This window comes from Pseudochrobactrum albidum, assembly GCF_051851455.1.
Taxonomy (GTDB): domain Bacteria; phylum Pseudomonadota; class Alphaproteobacteria; order Rhizobiales; family Rhizobiaceae; genus Pseudochrobactrum.
In genome coordinates this window covers 267,716-284,301 of record NZ_JBPVTR010000023.1, presented here as the reverse complement: position 1 = coordinate 284,301, position 16,586 = coordinate 267,716, and the positions used below count along the sequence as shown (strand labels likewise).

The window sequence follows — 16,586 nt, the reverse complement described above, 5'->3', positions numbered from 1 at the left end:
AAATTTATGCCGGTAACCTTTCCTGACCGCCGCAACCGGAAATACGATGACTGAAACACCGCACAATTCTCCCACGCAAACAGGCCGCATGGTGCAGGACTTTGAAAAGGTTCTGGTAAACAGTGCTGCCGGTGTTGCCAGTTTTGAAACGGAAGATCGTGGCCTGATATACAGATTGCGCACGATCCTGCATCATAATCCGGCGGCTGTGCCATTGATCGTGCTGGTTTTGTCGGTTGCAGTTTTTGCCCTGTTGGTTGGCACAAAATTTTTCTCGGCTTTTGCGCTGACCCTGATTTTGCAACAAGTGGCCATTACCGGTATTATTGCCTGTGCGCAGACACTGGTTATTCTAACCGCAGGAATTGATCTCTCCGTTGGCGCAATCATGGTTCTGTCCTCGGTGATTATGGGGCAGTTTACCTTTCGTTACGGCTTGCCCGCAGAGCTCTCTGTGCTGTGTGGTTTTGCCGTTGGCGCCTTATGCGGTTTTTTCAATGGCTGGTTTGTGGCTTATTGGAAATTGCCGCCCTTTATTGTCACGCTCGGCATGTGGCAGATCGTTCTGGCAACCAATTTCCTCTATTCCGCCAATGAAACCATCCGTGCACAGGAAATTACTGAAAAAGCGCCGATCCTGCAGTTTTTCGGCAATAATATCCGGTTGGGCGGTGCGGTCTTTACTTATGGCGTAATTGCAATGGTATTGCTGGTGCTGCTGCTGTGGTATGTGCTCAATCATACGGCTTGGGGGCGGCATGTTTATGCCATTGGCGATGATCCCGATGCGGCTCAGCTCTCCGGTGTGCGCGTCAAGCCGGTGCTGATGTCAGTCTATATTATTGCCGGTCTTATCTGCGCATTGGGAGGCTGGGCAATGATCGGCCGCCTTGGCTCGGTTTCACCGACTGCGGGACAATTTGCCAATATTGAATCTATCACCGCTGTGGTTATTGGCGGAATTTCATTGTTTGGCGGGCGCGGCTCCATTCTCGGCACCATGTTTGGCGCATTGATTGTGGGCGTATTTTCGCTGGGATTGCGCCTGTGGGGAACTGATCCGCAATGGACTTATCTCCTCATCGGTGTCCTGATTATTGTTGCGGTCGCAATTGACCAGTGGATCAGAAAGGCTGCGGCATGAAACAATCCGTTCAACCGGTGCTGTCGGCAAAAGCTCTTGTCAAACGCTATGGCCGCGTTACGGCGCTCGATCATGCAGATTTTGATCTCTATCCGGGAGAGGTGCTGGCGGTCATCGGTGATAATGGTGCCGGAAAATCATCCCTGATCAAGGCGCTGTCCGGCGCGGTGCAGCCAGATGAGGGGCAAATATTTCTCGATGGCAAGCCGGTAAGTTTCCGCTCGCCGATTGCCGCACGTGAAGCCGGAATTGAAACAGTCTACCAAAATTTGGCGCTGTCGCCGGCTCTGTCGATTGCCAATAATATGTTTTTGGGGCGTGAATTGCGCAAACCCGGCCTTATGGGCAGGCTGTTCCGGCAACTTGACCATAAGAAAATGGAGCAAATTGCCCGTGACAAGCTCTCGGAACTCGGGCTGATGACCATCCAGAATATTTCACAGGCGGTGGAAACCCTTTCCGGCGGGCAGCGTCAGGGCGTGGCAGTGGCACGTGCAGCGGCTTTTGGCTCCAAGGTGGTGATTATGGATGAGCCTACAGCAGCACTTGGGGTGAAAGAATCGCGCCGCGTGCTGGATCTTATCCGGGAAGTGAAAGCACGCGGCCTGCCGATTGTGCTGATTTCGCATAATATGCCGCATGTGTTTGAGGTAGCAGATCGTGTGCATGTGCATCGTCTTGGCAAAAGGCTGGCGGTGATTGATCCGCGCCAATGTTCGATGTCTGATGCAGTGGCGCTGATGACCGGTGCGCTCACACCAACCGATGATATGCTGGCAGCATGATGACAAAACCGCAGCAGATTGAATATAAAGCGCTGGTGGCAGAGATTATAGCGCGGGCTGCAGGCCGCAGCCGCCTGATGGTGGCCATTACAGGCGCACCCGCGGCAGGAAAATCAACCCTTGCAGCTGCACTTTGTGATGAGATCAATGCATCTTCCGCTGATCATCCGGCCATTGTGGTGCCGATGGACGGGTTTCATTATGATAATGCTGTTCTTGATGCGCGCGGTCACAGGGCGCGCAAAGGTGCCCCGCACAGTTTTGATGCCGCCGGTTTCAAAACCATGCTCTCACGCTTGAAAACCGGCGATGGTGAGGTTGCTGTTCCGCTTTTTGACCGCGTGATGGATCTGGCGCGAGCCGGCGCTGCACTGGTTACAGAGCAGCACAGGATTGTGCTGGTTGAGGGAAATTATCTGCTGCTTAATCAACCGGTATGGCGTGATCTGCATTGTTATTTTGATATCAGCATTACCTTGCAGGTACCTTTTCCTATTCTGGAGCAAAGGCTTATTCAGCGTTGGCTGGATCACGGGGCAAATTATGAGGCCGCCCGTGCCCGCGCGCTTGCCAATGATATTCCCAACGCGCAAACTGTGGTGGAACAATCATTTCCGGCCGAGTTTACCTTGCAGACCGACTTTGTTTTGCAAGGTTGAAACTTTACAGGGATATAAACTCAAATCATTATATTCATAAGCGCATTGATCCTGAGAATTTACAGTCTTCTCACCAAAGAAAAGCGCCCATTCTTTGTTGTACATTGTTAGATATTATACAGATTAGGCCTGCAATGCAGGCCTTTTCAATTGCACAATCTGTTATTCAAACACAATCTTTGGTGCAGAGCGCACTGAGTGGCCGCTCACCTGAGACCAAACCTTTTGTGCAATATCACGATAGATTTGCGCATGCTCACCCTCCGGCTCCTTAACGGTAACCGGCATTCCCGCATCCGATAATTCGCGGATTTGCATATGCAGCGGCACTGCGCCGAGGAAAGGCACATTCAGCCGTTCAGCCTCAGCTTTTGCTCCGCCATGGCCGAAAATATCATATCGCTTCCCCGTATCCGGAGCGATGAAATAGCTCATATTTTCCACAATGCCGAGCAGCGGCACATTCACTCTGGCAAACATATTTAACCCCTTGCGGGCATCAATCAGCGCCAGATCCTGCGGGGTGGAAACAATCACCGCGCCAGCAAGCGGCACCTGTTGTGCCATGGTCAGCTGTGCATCACCTGTGCCCGGCGGCATATCCACCACGAGCACATCCAGATTGCCCCACTCCACTTCCCGCATCATCTGGTTGAGCGCCGACATAACCATCGGCCCGCGCCAGATCATCGGCGTTTCCTCTTCCACCAGAAACCCCATCGACATCACCTTGATGCCGTAATTGCTCATTGGCCGCATAATCCGGCCATTTACAGTCTCCGGCCTGCCGGAAATGCCAAGCAAGCGCGGCATGGACGGGCCGTAAATATCCGCATCAAGAATACCAACCTTCAGCCCCAGCGCCTGAAGGCCAAGCGCAATATTAACCGATGTGGTTGATTTTCCCACTCCGCCCTTGCCGGAGGCAACAGCAATAATCTTATCAATGCCGGGAATGCCGGGCTTTGCCTGCTGCGGCTGTGCTACGGTTTCAGGCCGGCTTGGCGGGGCATCATCACTGGTACGCCCGCCTTTGCGCTCGGCGGTCAGGGTGACCAGCGCACCGGCAACGCCCGGAATATTTTTTACCAGTTTTTCCGCCCGCAGCCGCAAAGGCTCCATCGCCTGTGCACGATCGGCGGGAACAGTAATGGAAAAAAACACTTTATTGTCAGCAATAAAAATATCAGAAACCAGACCCAGACTGACAATATCGCCTTCAAAATCCGGCCCTGTAACCTGTTTCAGTTGAGCCAGAACCGCTTCTTTTGTGATCTGCGACATGTCAAACCCCGTCAAATCCCTGCTGTCATATGCAAAAAAGCTGCATATTTTCTTCATTGCAGACACATTCATCCTTATCAAAGTAATTGAATGCGCTGTGTTTTTATTCCTTTTTACATATCTGCCCTGCAACCGGTTTGGTAAAGGCATAGTTCAAGGTCTAAATGATTTTTCAGGAAAGAGAAAGTTATCTTCCATCCCCTGTTGTGCAAACCTCTGTGACATCATGAAACAGAGACTGATGCAAGCCTGCGCAGCAATTCTCCCCCTCTGCCTCTTTTCTTCTATGCAAAGCCGCGCTAGAAAAGCCTGACTTGCCAAAACAACAGTTGGGGATAATGGGCACAGCACACAAAAACAGGCATATTGTGATACGCTTTCTCTGCGTATTGGCGCTTGTTTTATTATCTTTTGCCCACAGGCCTGTTGATGTCAGCACACCGCTTTTACAAATAAGCGCAGCAGACAGCACCACGGCAGAACCGGTTTTTATCCGTTATAAAACCCTGCCTGACGGCAATATTATTTCCATCTGCATTTCAGGAAACCGTGCGGATGGTGATAATCAGCACAATCAGCATCATTTTATGGCAGATTGTGAAGCCTGCCGGATATCAGCCAGTTTTATGCTTGTCACACCGCCTGCGGTTGGCGGGCCAATTGTGGCCAGAGATCATAATAATGCCGGCAGGCAGATTGTTCTGGCTTTACCGCGTTCCAATCTTTATCCGCCTTCCGCTCCGCCCCAAGCACCGCCCGTCCTTGCCTGAAAACCTGCATTGAGCACAATCATGCAGGAAAGATCAGCCATGCTTTGGCACAAACGGCTTTGAGATAATGCCGCCCAAAGTGTGATATCAAATCTGATTAAGCCTTTTACAGGCAAGGATGTTTCCATGAAAACGATCTTTACCGCGCTTTGCGCGACCACTCTTCTCATCTCCGGTGCCGGATTGGCACAGGCGCATGTTTCACTCGCCGCGCCGCAGGCACCTGCTGGCAGCGCCTATAAGGCTGTTCTTAAAATTCCGCATGGCTGCGAAGGCGCTGCCACCACACAGGTGAATGTAAAATTACCGGAAGGATTTGTGGCCGCACAGCCGCAGATGAAAGCCGGGTGGGAAATTGAAACCATCAAATCCGACTACCACCACAGCTATAAAATTCATGGCAGGGATGTAAAAAGCGGCGTCACTGAAATTATCTGGAAAGGCGGCAAACTGCCTGATGAATTTTATGACGAATTTGCAATTGTCGGCAGGCTTGCCAATTTTGACAAGGATACAACCCTGTCTTTCCCCACAATCCAGACCTGTGAGAACGGAAAAACCGAAAGCTGGACAGATATTGCTGCAGAAGGCCAGAACCCGCATGATCTGAAAAGCCCTGCACCGCAGCTTCTGGTAACAGCTGCGACTGATCATTCCGCTCACAATAGTCATGATGACCATGCAGCCCATCATCATGCTGCAGATACAGTAACAATCGGCAATCTGGAACTCTCCAAAGCCTATAGTGTTGCCACTGTTCCCAATGCCCGCGTGGCTGGCGGCTATGTGGTGATCACCAACAAGGGCAAAGAAGATGACCGTCTGATCGGCGGGCATACGGATGTTGCCGGTAAGGTGGAAATTCATGAAATGTCGATGAAGGACAATATCATGAAAATGCGTAAATTAAGTGAGCCACTGAATATTCCTGCCGGACAGACCGTGACACTTGCGCCAACGGGCTTTCACATCATGTTCATGGATCTGAAAAAACCTTTCAAGGAAGGTGAAACCGTGAATGTTGAGCTGGAGTTTGAAAAAGCCGGCAAGGTTAATTTACCGTTTCACGTGAATCCGGCCAATCCGGCCGGCGATAAGGGCCACAGCCACCACTAAATATTGCGAGCCGAAACCGCAAAGCGGTTTTGGCTCAACATCTCATATGAGGCGTGAGGTCGCACAGGATTATTGCTCAGGCCTCATGCCTATGCAATTTCGCCATGAAGGCTGGTGAAAAAATCCATGCAGTTTCATAAAGATAGTCATAATTTGCCGGCAATAAATTATGACTATAACACTCTAGAATAATTCTAACCTATTGATATAAGAATGATTTTTTCATTTTCCTTAAAATTTATGTTTGACAATGCTCCCCTTTCACCTGCATATTTCTGCTGTCAGAGCGCCGGGGATTTTAAAATTTTTGGCACTTTTTCAAAAACCCAACCTTTGATGTCTGGGCCTTGAACCCTTTCGATTGGAGGACCTATGTCTGGTCAGCTATTGCCCCGCCCGAGAGCGGAGTTTTTGTTGCATATGCACCCATGCCGCATTTTTATTTCTCCCATGCGTCCGGTATCTGCGGGGGTGCGGCCATGAATATGCAGGTTCGCAACATTTTTGACACCTCTACCCATTATTTTGAACGTCAGGCTGAAAAGCTGGTGCTGGAGGGTTACCGCCATTGGACAGCCGGCTTTGAAACCGGATCGGTCATACCGTGGGAGATGGCCTGGACAATATACACGCAGGAACTCGGGCTTGCCAAAGCCAAGCGGGCGGTAACGGAATTATCGCATTTTATCCGCACCCTGCATTTTTGCGCAGCTTGCAGGCTCAAGGCATTTCCCTATGGTTCCATACATATCTGCCGCGAGGAATGCCTGCTGATGGGGCTGGTTTCAGCCTTGCAGAATGGTGATGACACAACCCGCGATGCCTGTCTGGATCTACTGGCGACAGGCAGCCGTGTCGGGCAGATCAGGCAGGCTGCGCAGGATTATGCACAAATCATGGCTGAACTGGATCAGGTTTTATTGCCTATTCCGCATTATGCCATTGCTTGTGCTCTCTCTCCTGCGGGGCACAAAATATTTCACTAGAACCTTTTAAACAAAAACCGCTGAAACTGTTTCGAAGTGAAAGCGCAAGGCTTTCATAACTTTAACAAAATTTCATCTCAGATATGCGGGCACAATGCTCCTGATCCGAGACAAAAAGGACATTTTACCAATGAATGCAAAAACTGAAAAACGCTTGAGCCTTATGGCAGCTTTTCTGCTGACTGCGGCTGTGTTCATCGCGCCCAATCCAATCCAGCAGCAGCAAAAGCTCCATTTTCTCAGTGCGGCTGAACAGGCTGTGCCTCTTCCGCTTGTCATTGCGCAGAATATTGTCAGCGGCAAGGTTGTGCGCTGAACAAAAATTGCAAAGCCGCACAGATGCCACAAAAACTGCAACAAATAATTATTTTTCACTCATGCTAATTATTTAAAGAACTCATCATTACAATTTAAACACGTCCTCCCCGACTGTAAAAAAGCCACGTTAAAGCATCTGCTTTAACGTGGCTTTTTCACATTACAGATCAAGTGCATCAGGCCTGCACAATGATCGGCGCTTTGCCCTGCACCCTGTCATAAAGATCAATAATATCCTGATTCATCAGACGCACACAGCCAGATGACATTGCCTGACCGATAGACCACCATTCCGGATTGCCATGAATTCGGTAACCGGTATCCACACCATCGCGATAAATATACAAAGCGCGTGCGCCAAGAGGGTTTGTAGGCCCCGGCTCCTGGCCATTGCGGTATTTTTCCAGTTCCGGCTGACGTTTGATCATTTCCGGCGGCGGGGTCCAGCGCGGCCATTTCTTTTTATACTGCACATTGGCACGCCCCGACCATTCAAAGCCCGCGCGCCCCACGCCGATGCCATAACGCATGGCTTCTCCGCCCGGCAATACAAGATAAAGAAAACGCTCATTCAGACGCACAACAATTGTGCCCGGCGCCTCACCGGTCGGATCCGGCACAATTTGCCGCCGATATTGTTTGGGCACTTTATCATAAGGAATAGCCGGCAATGTATAGCCATTCTCATGAATGGCGGCATACATAACCTCATTGCTGGTCACACCCTTATCAACACTGATCTGCGGACGCATAACGCTGCCCGTTGTGGTCATATCAATATTGGGCTGGAAGGCCGACATATCCAGAGATTGCGTACAACCGCTCACACCAGCCAGACCCAAAACACCTGCGCCGGTTAAAAAGCGGCGACGGTTCAGTTTAACGTCCTGCTTTGTCATGATTAATCCGTATTTTCATAACCTGTTCAGGTGACGGATTGTGCGCCAGCATGGTTGAAAAATAATTAAACCGGATATTTCTTCATTTACCATAAGCTGCCGGAGCAGCAATCAATCATAAAACCGGCGCCAAACGACGCCGGTTTTATGAAGATTTTGCTTTTTCACAAGCCGCTATAAAACGGCAAAACAACCCTTACAGCGGCAATCAATAATCCTTTTCATAGAACACGCCGAGGCCGGAATCACCATTGCTGCCCACCGAGCCTTTAGCCTTGAGATTGCGGGTAATATCGAGATTGATAGTGCCCTTGGTGCCATCAACACCGCTGGCCTCCACGCCAAGATAGATATTATCGCGAATATAACTGCCCGCACGCACGGCAGCATTGCCCTTGCTGTCGGTCACCACATCAAGATCATCAAGCCCGACTCCCTGACGCAATGCGCCAAGCAGATTGGCATTTTTACCGCCGGCAAGTTCAGCCGCAGCCGCCGCAAGCTGGGCAATCTGAAAGGCTGACAATTCAGAAATCGAACGTTTGAAAATCAACCGTGCCAGCACCTCATCCTGAGGCAGCGGCGGTTCTGATGAGAATTTAATATCCGGATTATCCACAGTGCCCTGTACTGTCACCAGCACAGTAATATCCCCGCCATCTGTGCGCGCCAGGAAATATAATTGCGGATTCATATCGCCGATCAGCGTGACACGGCCTTCATCAAAGGTCACGCGCTGGGTTAGAATATCCAGACGACCGCGCAGCAATTCAAAAGCGCCGACAGGTTTCACATTGGTAACAGGCCCTGTCAGGCGCACCGCGCCGCCCAGTTCCGTATCCAGCCCGCGGCCGCGGACAAAAATCTGGTTCGGAGCAACCACACGGATATCAAGCTGCGGCACGGTTGGCCGTGATGCCGGAACCGGCGCCGCACCTTTAGCCCGGTTTTCCGCTTTGGCGCGCTGCAGGGTCATCAGTACAGAAGCCGGCGTATGCACATGGCGCACCTCAATATTCGCGCCGCCCCCGCCAAGGCTTTCCGGCACGGTAATTTCCGCCCGTTCAATTTTAATCCTGCCGGCAATCAGCGGATCCCGCATCAACGCACCATTGATGGTGAGCCCGCCATTAATGGTTGCCACAACCATAGAGCCGTCTGCATAACGCGCCTTGTTGAAATTGATGCGCAGATCTGCCGGAAAATTTTGCGCCGCATTAATGGAAATCGTGCCATCCGCACTGATCGAACCACCAGAAGATAATGCCGCATTGGCATTGCGCAGGCGAATAGTCTGCCCGTCCATGCTGCCGTTAATAATAATATTATTGAGGCGGATATTGGTTTCCGGATCAACAATCTGCGCACCGCTTGTTGAGAACATGCCGCGAATTTGCGGCTTGTCAAAACCGCCGCTGACATTGGCGGTCAGCGCCAATGTGCCGCTTGCCTGCGCCCCGCGATCTGCCAGAAAACGATTGGCAAGCGCCAGCGGTATCTGACCGGTTACATCTATACCCAGCCCGTTACCGGCCAGCGGCACACGGCCGTGCGCTGTTATATTCAGATTTTTAGGGCCTTCCACAGCCAGAGAGCTGATATTGACCACCTTGCCGCTGAAATGACCGGCCGCCTTAAGATTCAATGGTGCAAGGCCGTTTTCTGCCAGCGGTTTTGCACTCAGGCTGCGGCCATTAAGGTTGAATGCAGCCGCAGGACTGGAGAGCTCGCCGGTGATTTTTGCGGTGCCGGTTACATTTCCGGCCAGTTTCTGATCCTTTACCACGCCATTGAGCAGCGCCAGCGGCAAATTGGCCAGTTCCACATTCACATCCAGTGCGCCGGCAGCCTTATCCGAGCCAATCGGCACAAAACCGCTCATCCGTGTATCAAGGCCGTTAGCGCCTGTAATCCGGCTGTCCACCTTCAAACGGTTCTGGCTGGATATGCCCTTGGCTGTGGCATTGAGTGCGCCAATCCCCATTTCACGGGTCTTGCGGGCAATCACATCCCTTGCCGCAATATCAAAACTGATATTGGGTTGCGCCCGTGTGCCGGTCACTTTTGCCTGGCCATTAAGCACACCGCCAAGCCCCAGCTCCGGCTGGATGCTGTTTGCCACATTCAGCGGCAGATTATTCAACTGCATATCTAGGTTGAAGTGATCCGCCAAAGCGCCGTTAAGGCTCAAATGACCATTACCCACCTGCATAATAATATTGTTGAAGGTGATGTCGCTGCCTTTCAGCGCCAATGATGCCGGCTGAGCAAGCCTTGTCACCATCGCGCCCTGATGCAGCTGCGCCTTTTCGAGCGACAACAACATGCCGCCGTCCTGCGGCTCCAGAGCGCCGTCAATATTAATGTTTGTGCCGATTTTAAGATCACTTGCAGCCTGAAACACCGTTTTGCTGCCATTGGCCTGCGCATTGGCTGCAAAACTGTTGATTTCCAGCGCGCCGGCACGGATTGCCTGCGCTTTTACAACGCCGTCAACCACAGGCACGCGAAACAAATCCGCCAGTTTTGCGTCAATTTCTGCCTGCCCGACCTGATGGCCATCAAGCGCCAGATTACGAATATCGGCCTTGACCACGGCATTCTGGCGATCATTTTCATGGCTCAGAGCAATATCGGCATGAACAGCACCTGTTGCTTTGGCAAAAAATAATGCTGCGGCTGTGGAAACATCCGGCGCATCCAGCCTGAGATGGCCGTTAAGCAGATTATTCTCCGCAATATCCAGATCACCGCTCAGCTTTGTGCCGCCTGCTGAAAAATCAAGCGCATTCAGGCGTTTGCCCTGCTCATCCAGCGCAACAATACCGGAGAGGTCAACTCTCTCTCCGCCCAGCAAACCACTACCGCTGAAACGACCATTCAGTGAAGCTGCATTTTGGGGGTCAGAACTATCAAGAATGGCATTGAAATCCACAAGGCCATTCTTGAGCTTGCGCCCCTCAAGCGAGCCGGACGGCAAGGCAATACGTGTTGCCAGCGCAATGCGGCTGTCACTGCCGCGCGCACTGCCCCTGACCGACAAGGCCCCGGAAGCTTTTTCTGACAGAGCAGCAATATCAGCCAGATCAATACCAAAATCAAAATCAGCATCCTTGCTGGAAAATGTACCATTGGCGGTGATGGAATTGGCCTCATTGCCAATCCGGAACTGCCGCGCCGTAAAACCGGACTGATCACGTGCCACACCACCACTCAAGGCGGAGCGGCCAGTGATAATCCGGTCGGCAATAGCCGCGCCGGTTTTGATATTTTCCGCAGTACCATCCAGTGCCAGATCAAAAGCGCCGCTCATCAAGGCCAATGTACCCTTGGCCTGCAAATCAATGCTGCCGGCCAGGGAGCGATCAGCAAGCGCCGAAAACGGCACCAGACTATCTGCCTTAAGCTGAATATCACCATTATAGATAAACTGGTCGATTGTTCCTTTTAATGCAGCGCTCAGACCATTGCCGGCGATCTGCAATTTTTCAAGCTGCACCGGCATGCCTGTATGCCAATCCCCAAGAACTGCAAGCTCAATGCGCTCACCAAGGGCTGCGGCCATATCCGGCTGGCGCGCTCCGATACCTGTCATATCGCCGTTAATATTGAAACTGATATGGCGGTTTTGCACATTCTGCAGATTTTCCGCAATCCCCCCCATATTCAGCACGGTCTGCTGCACCGAGAAATCTCCGGCCTGCAGATCTTTTATCAGTAATTGCCCTGTCCAGTCGCCTGATGAATGATTGCCGTAATCAAGCGTCAAATGCGCTGTGCTGAGCGATGTCTGCCCGCCGCTGACCGGCAGCAATACGCGGCCGTTTTCCTGTGCGCCGATCAAAGCATCCACATTAAGGCGCGTTAAAAAACCATCTGTAGCCGTTTCTGCACTGGCCTTTACTTTCAACGCGGCATTGGAAAGCGTGAAACTATCAAGCCGGAAACCACCGCTATCCTTGATCAGGCCATTGGCAGCAAGGCCGGAATTTGCACCAAAAAAACTGCGGAATTTTTGCGGCACCAACGCCGCTATGGGCCCGCTCACATCGGCTTTGAAAAAACGTCCGGCCATTGTGCCGTCATTATTGCGATTCAGGGTCAAAAGACCGGTGAGAATACGCTTTTTATCGGCATCAAGCTCGAGATCAATTTTCAGATCATCCAGCTTGCCGGCACCATTAAGCACCAGTTCAACCGGTGGTTTGCCATCAATATTAAGAAGATTGGCAGCAATACCATTGGCCGGCTCAGACAGGCGCATATCCAGATCAAGTTTCTGATCGGCATTGGCATAGTTGGCTTTCAGCTTCATCGCGCCGCCAGGACCATCCAGACGGGTCATATCAAACAATGACTGCAGCGAACCATCCTGCAGCGTCAGGCTGCCTTTCAGTGCCACTTCGGAAGCAAGACCAAACACTTGCTTGCCAAATTTGAGCCGTTCAATATTCAATTCGCCAAGAAGAATTGCCAGCGGCAATTCCGGCAGCGAAAAACCACCCGCCTCCGGCGAAGGCAGGCTTTCATCCGGCAAAGGCGTGCGGATTAACTCCACCTGTTTTGCCGACAGATTATCAACACTCAAACGCCCGCGCAGCAGTGCCAGCCGGCTCCAGACAAGCTGTGCATCCTGAATACGCAGCCACACCCCCTCACGGTCAGCAACGGTAATCAAACCAACCTTTGCCTCTGAGGACAAAACGCCCTCAATGCCGGAAATGGTGATTTTACGGTTTGGGCCCGATAATTCCTGTTCTACAAAAGACAGGAAATAGGATTTTTCTTCCTCTGCATCCTGCGCCGAGACCTTTTCCTGAGCATTTTCCGGCTGTGCGCCATTTTGCCCGGCAGGATTGCTCTGGCTTGTTGCAGGCGTGGTCACACCATCCGCCCCATTGGGCAGCAGCGAGGCGCCGATATAAATACCGAGCGGCAAAATAATGAAGAATGTAGCTACAAAGCTTAGAAAACGATTCAAAACGCCTGTCCTATACCGACATAAAATGCAAATCGTGAGTCACCGGACCTGCGGTTAAGCGGTACGGCAACATCAAACCGAAGCGGACCAAGACTGGTATCATAACGCAACCCCGCCCCTGCTCCCAAACGCATATTCTCAGCAAAATCCGGATAGGTTTCCTCCCCGACATATCCTCCGTCGACAAAACCAACAACACCGATATTGTCTGTTACCTTGGTGCGCACCTCACCCGAAGCCTCCACCAAAGAGCGGCCGCCAATCACCATATCGCCGGGCTTGTTCACACCGATACTGCGATAGCCATAGCCGCGTACCGATCCGCCGCCACCGGCAAAAAACACCTTGTCCGGCGGAATATCATGAATGCTGCCGCCAACAATGGAGCCAAGCTTGACACGGCCGGCCAGCACAACACGATCATCCTCGCCAAAACCATAATAACCACGGCCTTCAGCGGTAAATTTGGTTGAAAAACTGCCGTTCTTGATTTCATAAAACGGCTCAATCACACCCTCGGCATAATAACCGCTGGTAGCATTGGTCTTATTATTGCGCTTATCCAGCAAAATACCGCCAAGCATCCCCACAGTAAAGAACTGGCGCTTGCCGTAATAATCATCCTCAAACTGTGCGCGTGATACATTGGCAAACAAACGCCCGCTCAGATCCTCATTGAAAATATGAGTAAAACCAGCCTGACCATTCAGCGATGTTTCCGTATAATTATCCAGCACTTCACGTTTGGCATTCAACGAAGCCACAAAATCCGTATCCGGCGTGTACACACCGGGTTTACTGAAACTTGTACCCAGCAGATAGCTGAAATTTTTCGGATTATAAGAATTATCCTGCGAGCCGCCAATACCGCTGACTTTTGCATCAAAGCGCAAACGCTCTGCCTTGCCAAACAGGTTGCGATGCAGCCAGAAAGCCTCCACACCGGCACCGTCCAGCGTGGAATAATTAGCACCAAGACCAAAGCGGCGCGGCTTGCGCTCCTGCACAACCAGTTCCATCGGCAACACACCGCTGCGATCAATTTCCTGCGCTTCCTGAATAGAGGTGGAGCGAAACACATCAAGCCGCGCCAAACGGCGGCGCGCCCGCTCCAGATCTGCCGGATCATATTGCTTGCCCGGTTTCAGATCCGCCATATAGGCCACAAATTCAGGATCCATACGGGCTGTACCCTGCACACGCAACTGCCCGTAATGGGCAAGCCGCCCCGGTTCCACACGAATATCGGCCTGAACCGTATTATTGGCATGATCTGCCACAATTTCTTCATTCGTAACCCTGGCCTTGGCATAGCCCTGCTGGCGCCATGCTTCCACTGCCAGACGCTCAGCCTTCAAAATTGTGCCGGAACGGGCAATTTCCCCGTCTTTAAAGCCGGCTTTTTCAGGGGACTGCACCTGATCACGACGGAAACTTGCAGGCGGCGGCGCCATTTCATTGATGCTGGTGCGCGAAAAAAGAAATTGCGGCCCCGGATCAACATTGATCACAATATCAGAGTGATCAGGCAACTGCGCATCGGGCGGCAGATCGGCAGCCTCACGGCCATTAACCTTGATGCTGATCGTGCCGCCATAGCGCCCTTCACCATAAAGCGCCATCAAAATGCGCCGGTAATCACCCCTTGCCTTGGCAAGCAGGCCACCGGAACCGGACACTGCCTTTTCCTCATCAGCAACAAGACGCGAGGCACCCTTTACCAGAGCCTCAACATCAGCAACACTGCCATCCTTATTGGAGCGGCTTGCTTGTGATGTAATCTCAACTTTATAATATTTTGGCTCAGCAATGACATCGGCAGCTGTTTCAGCCTTATCCTTGCCCCATAATTTGATACCAAAGAGCTCAAAAGCATGCGCCGGCGCAGCCGCCATAACCGGCAGCAATGCAGTGAACAGCAGGAAGGTGCTGGCTTTACGGATTGGAGCTCTCCTTAAACACTAAATGCTAATATACTGCATATCATCCCGATATGACCGGTCAATACACAACTGTAGCCAAACACGGCCTCTCCACCCGTAAGGCCGTGTTCTATACGCGATTCATGGAGCAATATTACCCTAAAGCTTACACCGTTTTTTTAAAATTTATGCCTAACAAAACATTAATTTTTACTTTTATTTACGTAAATCATTACTTAATTTTGGCTTTATAATCAAAATAAAACCGAGAAATTTGCCTGCTTTTTTCAGTGCAAAAAATATTTTTAAATCATTGATTTTAAAAATAAATTTTAGAACTGAGTTTATATACAGGCTTTAGCGGCACAAAAACCGAAGTGCCTCGGGCATATATGGCCGTAAATAATGATCCAGAGAATAGCGCCCGCCACCGGTTAAGATATAAGTCAGACAGATAAAGGACCAAAGTGCCGGAAACTCCCAGCCACCACCGGGATTCGCCCATGTGAAGCCCATAGTCTGATGCCCGCCCATAAACAGCGCTATCAGCAAATAAAGTGCCGTACCAACCGCAGCAACACGAGTGAACAAACCAAATGTGAAACCAACAAAAGCGCCAAATTCACAAAGCCCTGCCAAAAGCACCATTTGCACCGGATGCGCAGTCACAGTAGAAAAATAGTGCAAAACATTTTGATAGGCCTGATCGCCTAATAATCCGAATTTTTCGGAAAAATGATGTATAAAATCCAAACCAATATAAACACGCATAAGTGTGAGCTGTATCATCTTCCAGTCATGCGCCTGCACCGGTGAATCCGTGTATTTTTCTTGTTTTATATGAGCAGCATTATTGCTGTTAGCCTGTCGCAACATAATTTTCTCCTTACACAACAAATTTATCCGCAATAAAAATCAAAAGAATTTCTTTAAAACATTTCAGGTCAAAACACGGCGTGCTTTTGTATGTCAGTCATGGGCAAGACAAAGAGGCAAAGCATCTCAATCATTTTTTAAACCTGAAATGCTCTACCTTGTGCCATAATATTATCTTACGCGCAGGAGCTGAAAAGCAATTCCGGTATTGCAACAAATTTTCCAGCAAACCGGAAAAAACCGCCAAAGCTATTAGCGACGCCAGCCCCAGAATGGCGGGCGTACCGGCCCTATACCCCAACGCGGGTTCCAATACGGGCGGTAATAAGGTCTGTGATAAGGCCAGTAATAAGGCCTATAATAGGGGCGATAATAAGGGTCATAAAACGGATCATCATAAGCAAAACCAGGCCCTATATTCAGCCCCAGATAAATTTGTGAGCGTGGCGCAGCATATCGTGGCGCATAAGGAACTCTGGCACTGCCAAGATAACGCCTGCTCGCCCAGCCGATACCCCAGCTGCTTCGCAACCTGCACCAGCCATTACGGCAATAATCCACATGTACCATCGCGCCGCGCGGCAAGGCTGCAATCCGCGCATATTTGACACCAGGCCCCTGCCGCAAATTGACAGGCTGTGTCACTGAAAGCGTTTGTGCCTCTGCGCCTGACACTGCCGCAACAAAAAGAGCTGCGGTAAAAAACGCCGCTTTTATCGTAGATTTCAAATTTGCTGAGCTCTTTGGTATATAATTTAAAAATGACATAAAAACACCTTTAGTTTCAAACAGATAAACTTAAAAAACAATAGATGGATAATAGCTTTAAACCCCTCATATTTATAC

General features: G+C 50.7%; 13 protein-coding genes. 7 read left to right on the top strand and 6 right to left on the bottom strand.

The annotated features are described in order from the left end of the window. Nucleotides 1–46 precede the first annotated feature (46 nt). The 3 genes from ACSTTO_RS10385 to ACSTTO_RS10375 are packed head-to-tail and all read left to right on the top strand — an operon-like array spanning nucleotide 47 to nucleotide 2,588. Nucleotides 47–1,144 (top strand): ABC transporter permease, encoded by a 1,098-nt coding sequence (locus tag ACSTTO_RS10385; protein WP_439273116.1) that lies wholly within the window; start codon nucleotides 47–49, stop codon nucleotides 1,142–1,144. Next, nucleotides 1,141–1,929, top strand: a complete 789-nt coding sequence (locus ACSTTO_RS10380; protein WP_439273115.1) for an ATP-binding cassette domain-containing protein — start codon at nucleotides 1,141–1,143, stop codon at nucleotides 1,927–1,929. The genes ACSTTO_RS10385 and ACSTTO_RS10380 overlap by 4 nt, the downstream gene beginning before the upstream one ends. Further along, nucleotides 1,929–2,588, top strand: coding sequence for a nucleoside triphosphate hydrolase (locus ACSTTO_RS10375; protein ID WP_439273114.1), 660 nt, complete (start codon nucleotides 1,929–1,931; stop codon nucleotides 2,586–2,588). The genes ACSTTO_RS10380 and ACSTTO_RS10375 overlap by 1 nt, the downstream gene beginning before the upstream one ends. A 162-nt stretch (nucleotides 2,589–2,750) precedes the next feature. Here ACSTTO_RS10375 and ACSTTO_RS10370 read toward each other — a convergent pair whose 3' ends face one another. Continuing rightward, nucleotides 2,751–3,872 carry an Mrp/NBP35 family ATP-binding protein gene (locus tag ACSTTO_RS10370; RefSeq protein ID WP_439273113.1) on the bottom strand — a complete coding sequence of 374 codons (1,122 nt, stop codon included), beginning with the start codon at nucleotides 3,870–3,872 and terminating at the stop codon, nucleotides 2,751–2,753. 368 nt (nucleotides 3,873–4,240) lie between these two features. On the opposite strand from ACSTTO_RS10370, the gene ACSTTO_RS10365 reads away from it, so the two are divergent. From ACSTTO_RS10365 to ACSTTO_RS10350, 4 genes are all read left to right on the top strand, one after another. Continuing rightward, complete coding sequence (locus ACSTTO_RS10365) at nucleotides 4,241–4,642, top strand: hypothetical protein (protein ID WP_439273112.1); 402 nt, start codon at nucleotides 4,241–4,243, stop codon at nucleotides 4,640–4,642. Nucleotides 4,643–4,768: 126 nt separating this feature from the next. After that, nucleotides 4,769–5,758 carry a DUF1775 domain-containing protein gene (locus ACSTTO_RS10360; protein WP_439273111.1) on the top strand — a complete coding sequence of 330 codons (990 nt, stop codon included), beginning with the start codon at nucleotides 4,769–4,771 and terminating at the stop codon, nucleotides 5,756–5,758. 479 nt (nucleotides 5,759–6,237) lie between these two features. Beyond that, the gene (locus tag ACSTTO_RS10355) at nucleotides 6,238–6,744 is read left to right on the top strand and encodes a hypothetical protein (protein WP_439273110.1); all 507 of its coding nucleotides are present in this window, start codon (nucleotides 6,238–6,240) and stop codon (nucleotides 6,742–6,744) included. Nucleotides 6,745–6,874: 130 nt separating this feature from the next. Further along, the gene (locus tag ACSTTO_RS10350; protein WP_439273109.1) at nucleotides 6,875–7,060 is read left to right on the top strand and encodes a hypothetical protein; all 186 of its coding nucleotides are present in this window, start codon (nucleotides 6,875–6,877) and stop codon (nucleotides 7,058–7,060) included. 178 nt (nucleotides 7,061–7,238) lie between these two features. On the opposite strand, the gene ACSTTO_RS10345 is transcribed toward ACSTTO_RS10350, so the two are convergent. From ACSTTO_RS10345 to ACSTTO_RS10325, 5 genes are all read right to left on the bottom strand, one after another. Beyond that, nucleotides 7,239–7,961: a L,D-transpeptidase gene (locus tag ACSTTO_RS10345; protein ID WP_439273108.1), complete on the bottom strand. Its 723-nt coding sequence runs from the start codon at nucleotides 7,959–7,961 to the stop codon at nucleotides 7,239–7,241. A gap of 208 nt (nucleotides 7,962–8,169) precedes the next feature. Continuing rightward, entirely contained in the window at nucleotides 8,170–12,942 is a 4,773-nt protein-coding gene (locus ACSTTO_RS10340) for a translocation/assembly module TamB domain-containing protein (protein WP_439273107.1), read from the bottom strand. Further along, nucleotides 12,939–14,837 carry an autotransporter assembly complex protein TamA gene (locus ACSTTO_RS10335; RefSeq protein WP_439273106.1) on the bottom strand — a complete coding sequence of 633 codons (1,899 nt, stop codon included), beginning with the start codon at nucleotides 14,835–14,837 and terminating at the stop codon, nucleotides 12,939–12,941. The genes ACSTTO_RS10340 and ACSTTO_RS10335 overlap by 4 nt, the downstream gene beginning before the upstream one ends. A 384-nt stretch (nucleotides 14,838–15,221) precedes the next feature. Continuing rightward, complete coding sequence (locus tag ACSTTO_RS10330) at nucleotides 15,222–15,740, bottom strand: DoxX family protein (RefSeq protein ID WP_439273105.1); 519 nt, start codon at nucleotides 15,738–15,740, stop codon at nucleotides 15,222–15,224. Between the two features lie 252 nt (nucleotides 15,741–15,992). Beyond that, nucleotides 15,993–16,469 carry an SH3 domain-containing protein gene (locus ACSTTO_RS10325; RefSeq protein WP_439273104.1) on the bottom strand — a complete coding sequence of 159 codons (477 nt, stop codon included), beginning with the start codon at nucleotides 16,467–16,469 and terminating at the stop codon, nucleotides 15,993–15,995. Nucleotides 16,470–16,586 lie beyond the last annotated feature (117 nt).

What these genes read in the sequence shown, in the direction of transcription:
- ACSTTO_RS10385 (WP_439273116.1), top strand. Translation starts at nt 47, where the DNA reads ATGACTGAAACACCGCACAATTCTCCCACGCAAACAGGCCGCATGGTG.
- ACSTTO_RS10355 (WP_439273110.1), top strand. Translation starts at nt 6,238, where the DNA reads ATGAATATGCAGGTTCGCAACATTTTTGACACCTCTACCCATTATTTT.
- ACSTTO_RS10375 (WP_439273114.1), top strand. Translation starts at nt 1,929, where the DNA reads ATGACAAAACCGCAGCAGATTGAATATAAAGCGCTGGTGGCAGAGATT.
- ACSTTO_RS10345 (WP_439273108.1), bottom strand. Translation starts at nt 7,961, where the DNA reads ATGACAAAGCAGGACGTTAAACTGAACCGTCGCCGCTTTTTAACCGGC.
- ACSTTO_RS10335 (WP_439273106.1), bottom strand. Translation starts at nt 14,837, where the DNA reads ATGGCGGCTGCGCCGGCGCATGCTTTTGAGCTCTTTGGTATCAAATTA.
- ACSTTO_RS10350 (WP_439273109.1), top strand. Translation starts at nt 6,875, where the DNA reads ATGAATGCAAAAACTGAAAAACGCTTGAGCCTTATGGCAGCTTTTCTG.
- ACSTTO_RS10330 (WP_439273105.1), bottom strand. Translation starts at nt 15,740, where the DNA reads ATGTTGCGACAGGCTAACAGCAATAATGCTGCTCATATAAAACAAGAA.
- ACSTTO_RS10380 (WP_439273115.1), top strand. Translation starts at nt 1,141, where the DNA reads ATGAAACAATCCGTTCAACCGGTGCTGTCGGCAAAAGCTCTTGTCAAA.
- ACSTTO_RS10370 (WP_439273113.1), bottom strand. Translation starts at nt 3,872, where the DNA reads ATGTCGCAGATCACAAAAGAAGCGGTTCTGGCTCAACTGAAACAGGTT.
- ACSTTO_RS10360 (WP_439273111.1), top strand. Translation starts at nt 4,769, where the DNA reads ATGAAAACGATCTTTACCGCGCTTTGCGCGACCACTCTTCTCATCTCC.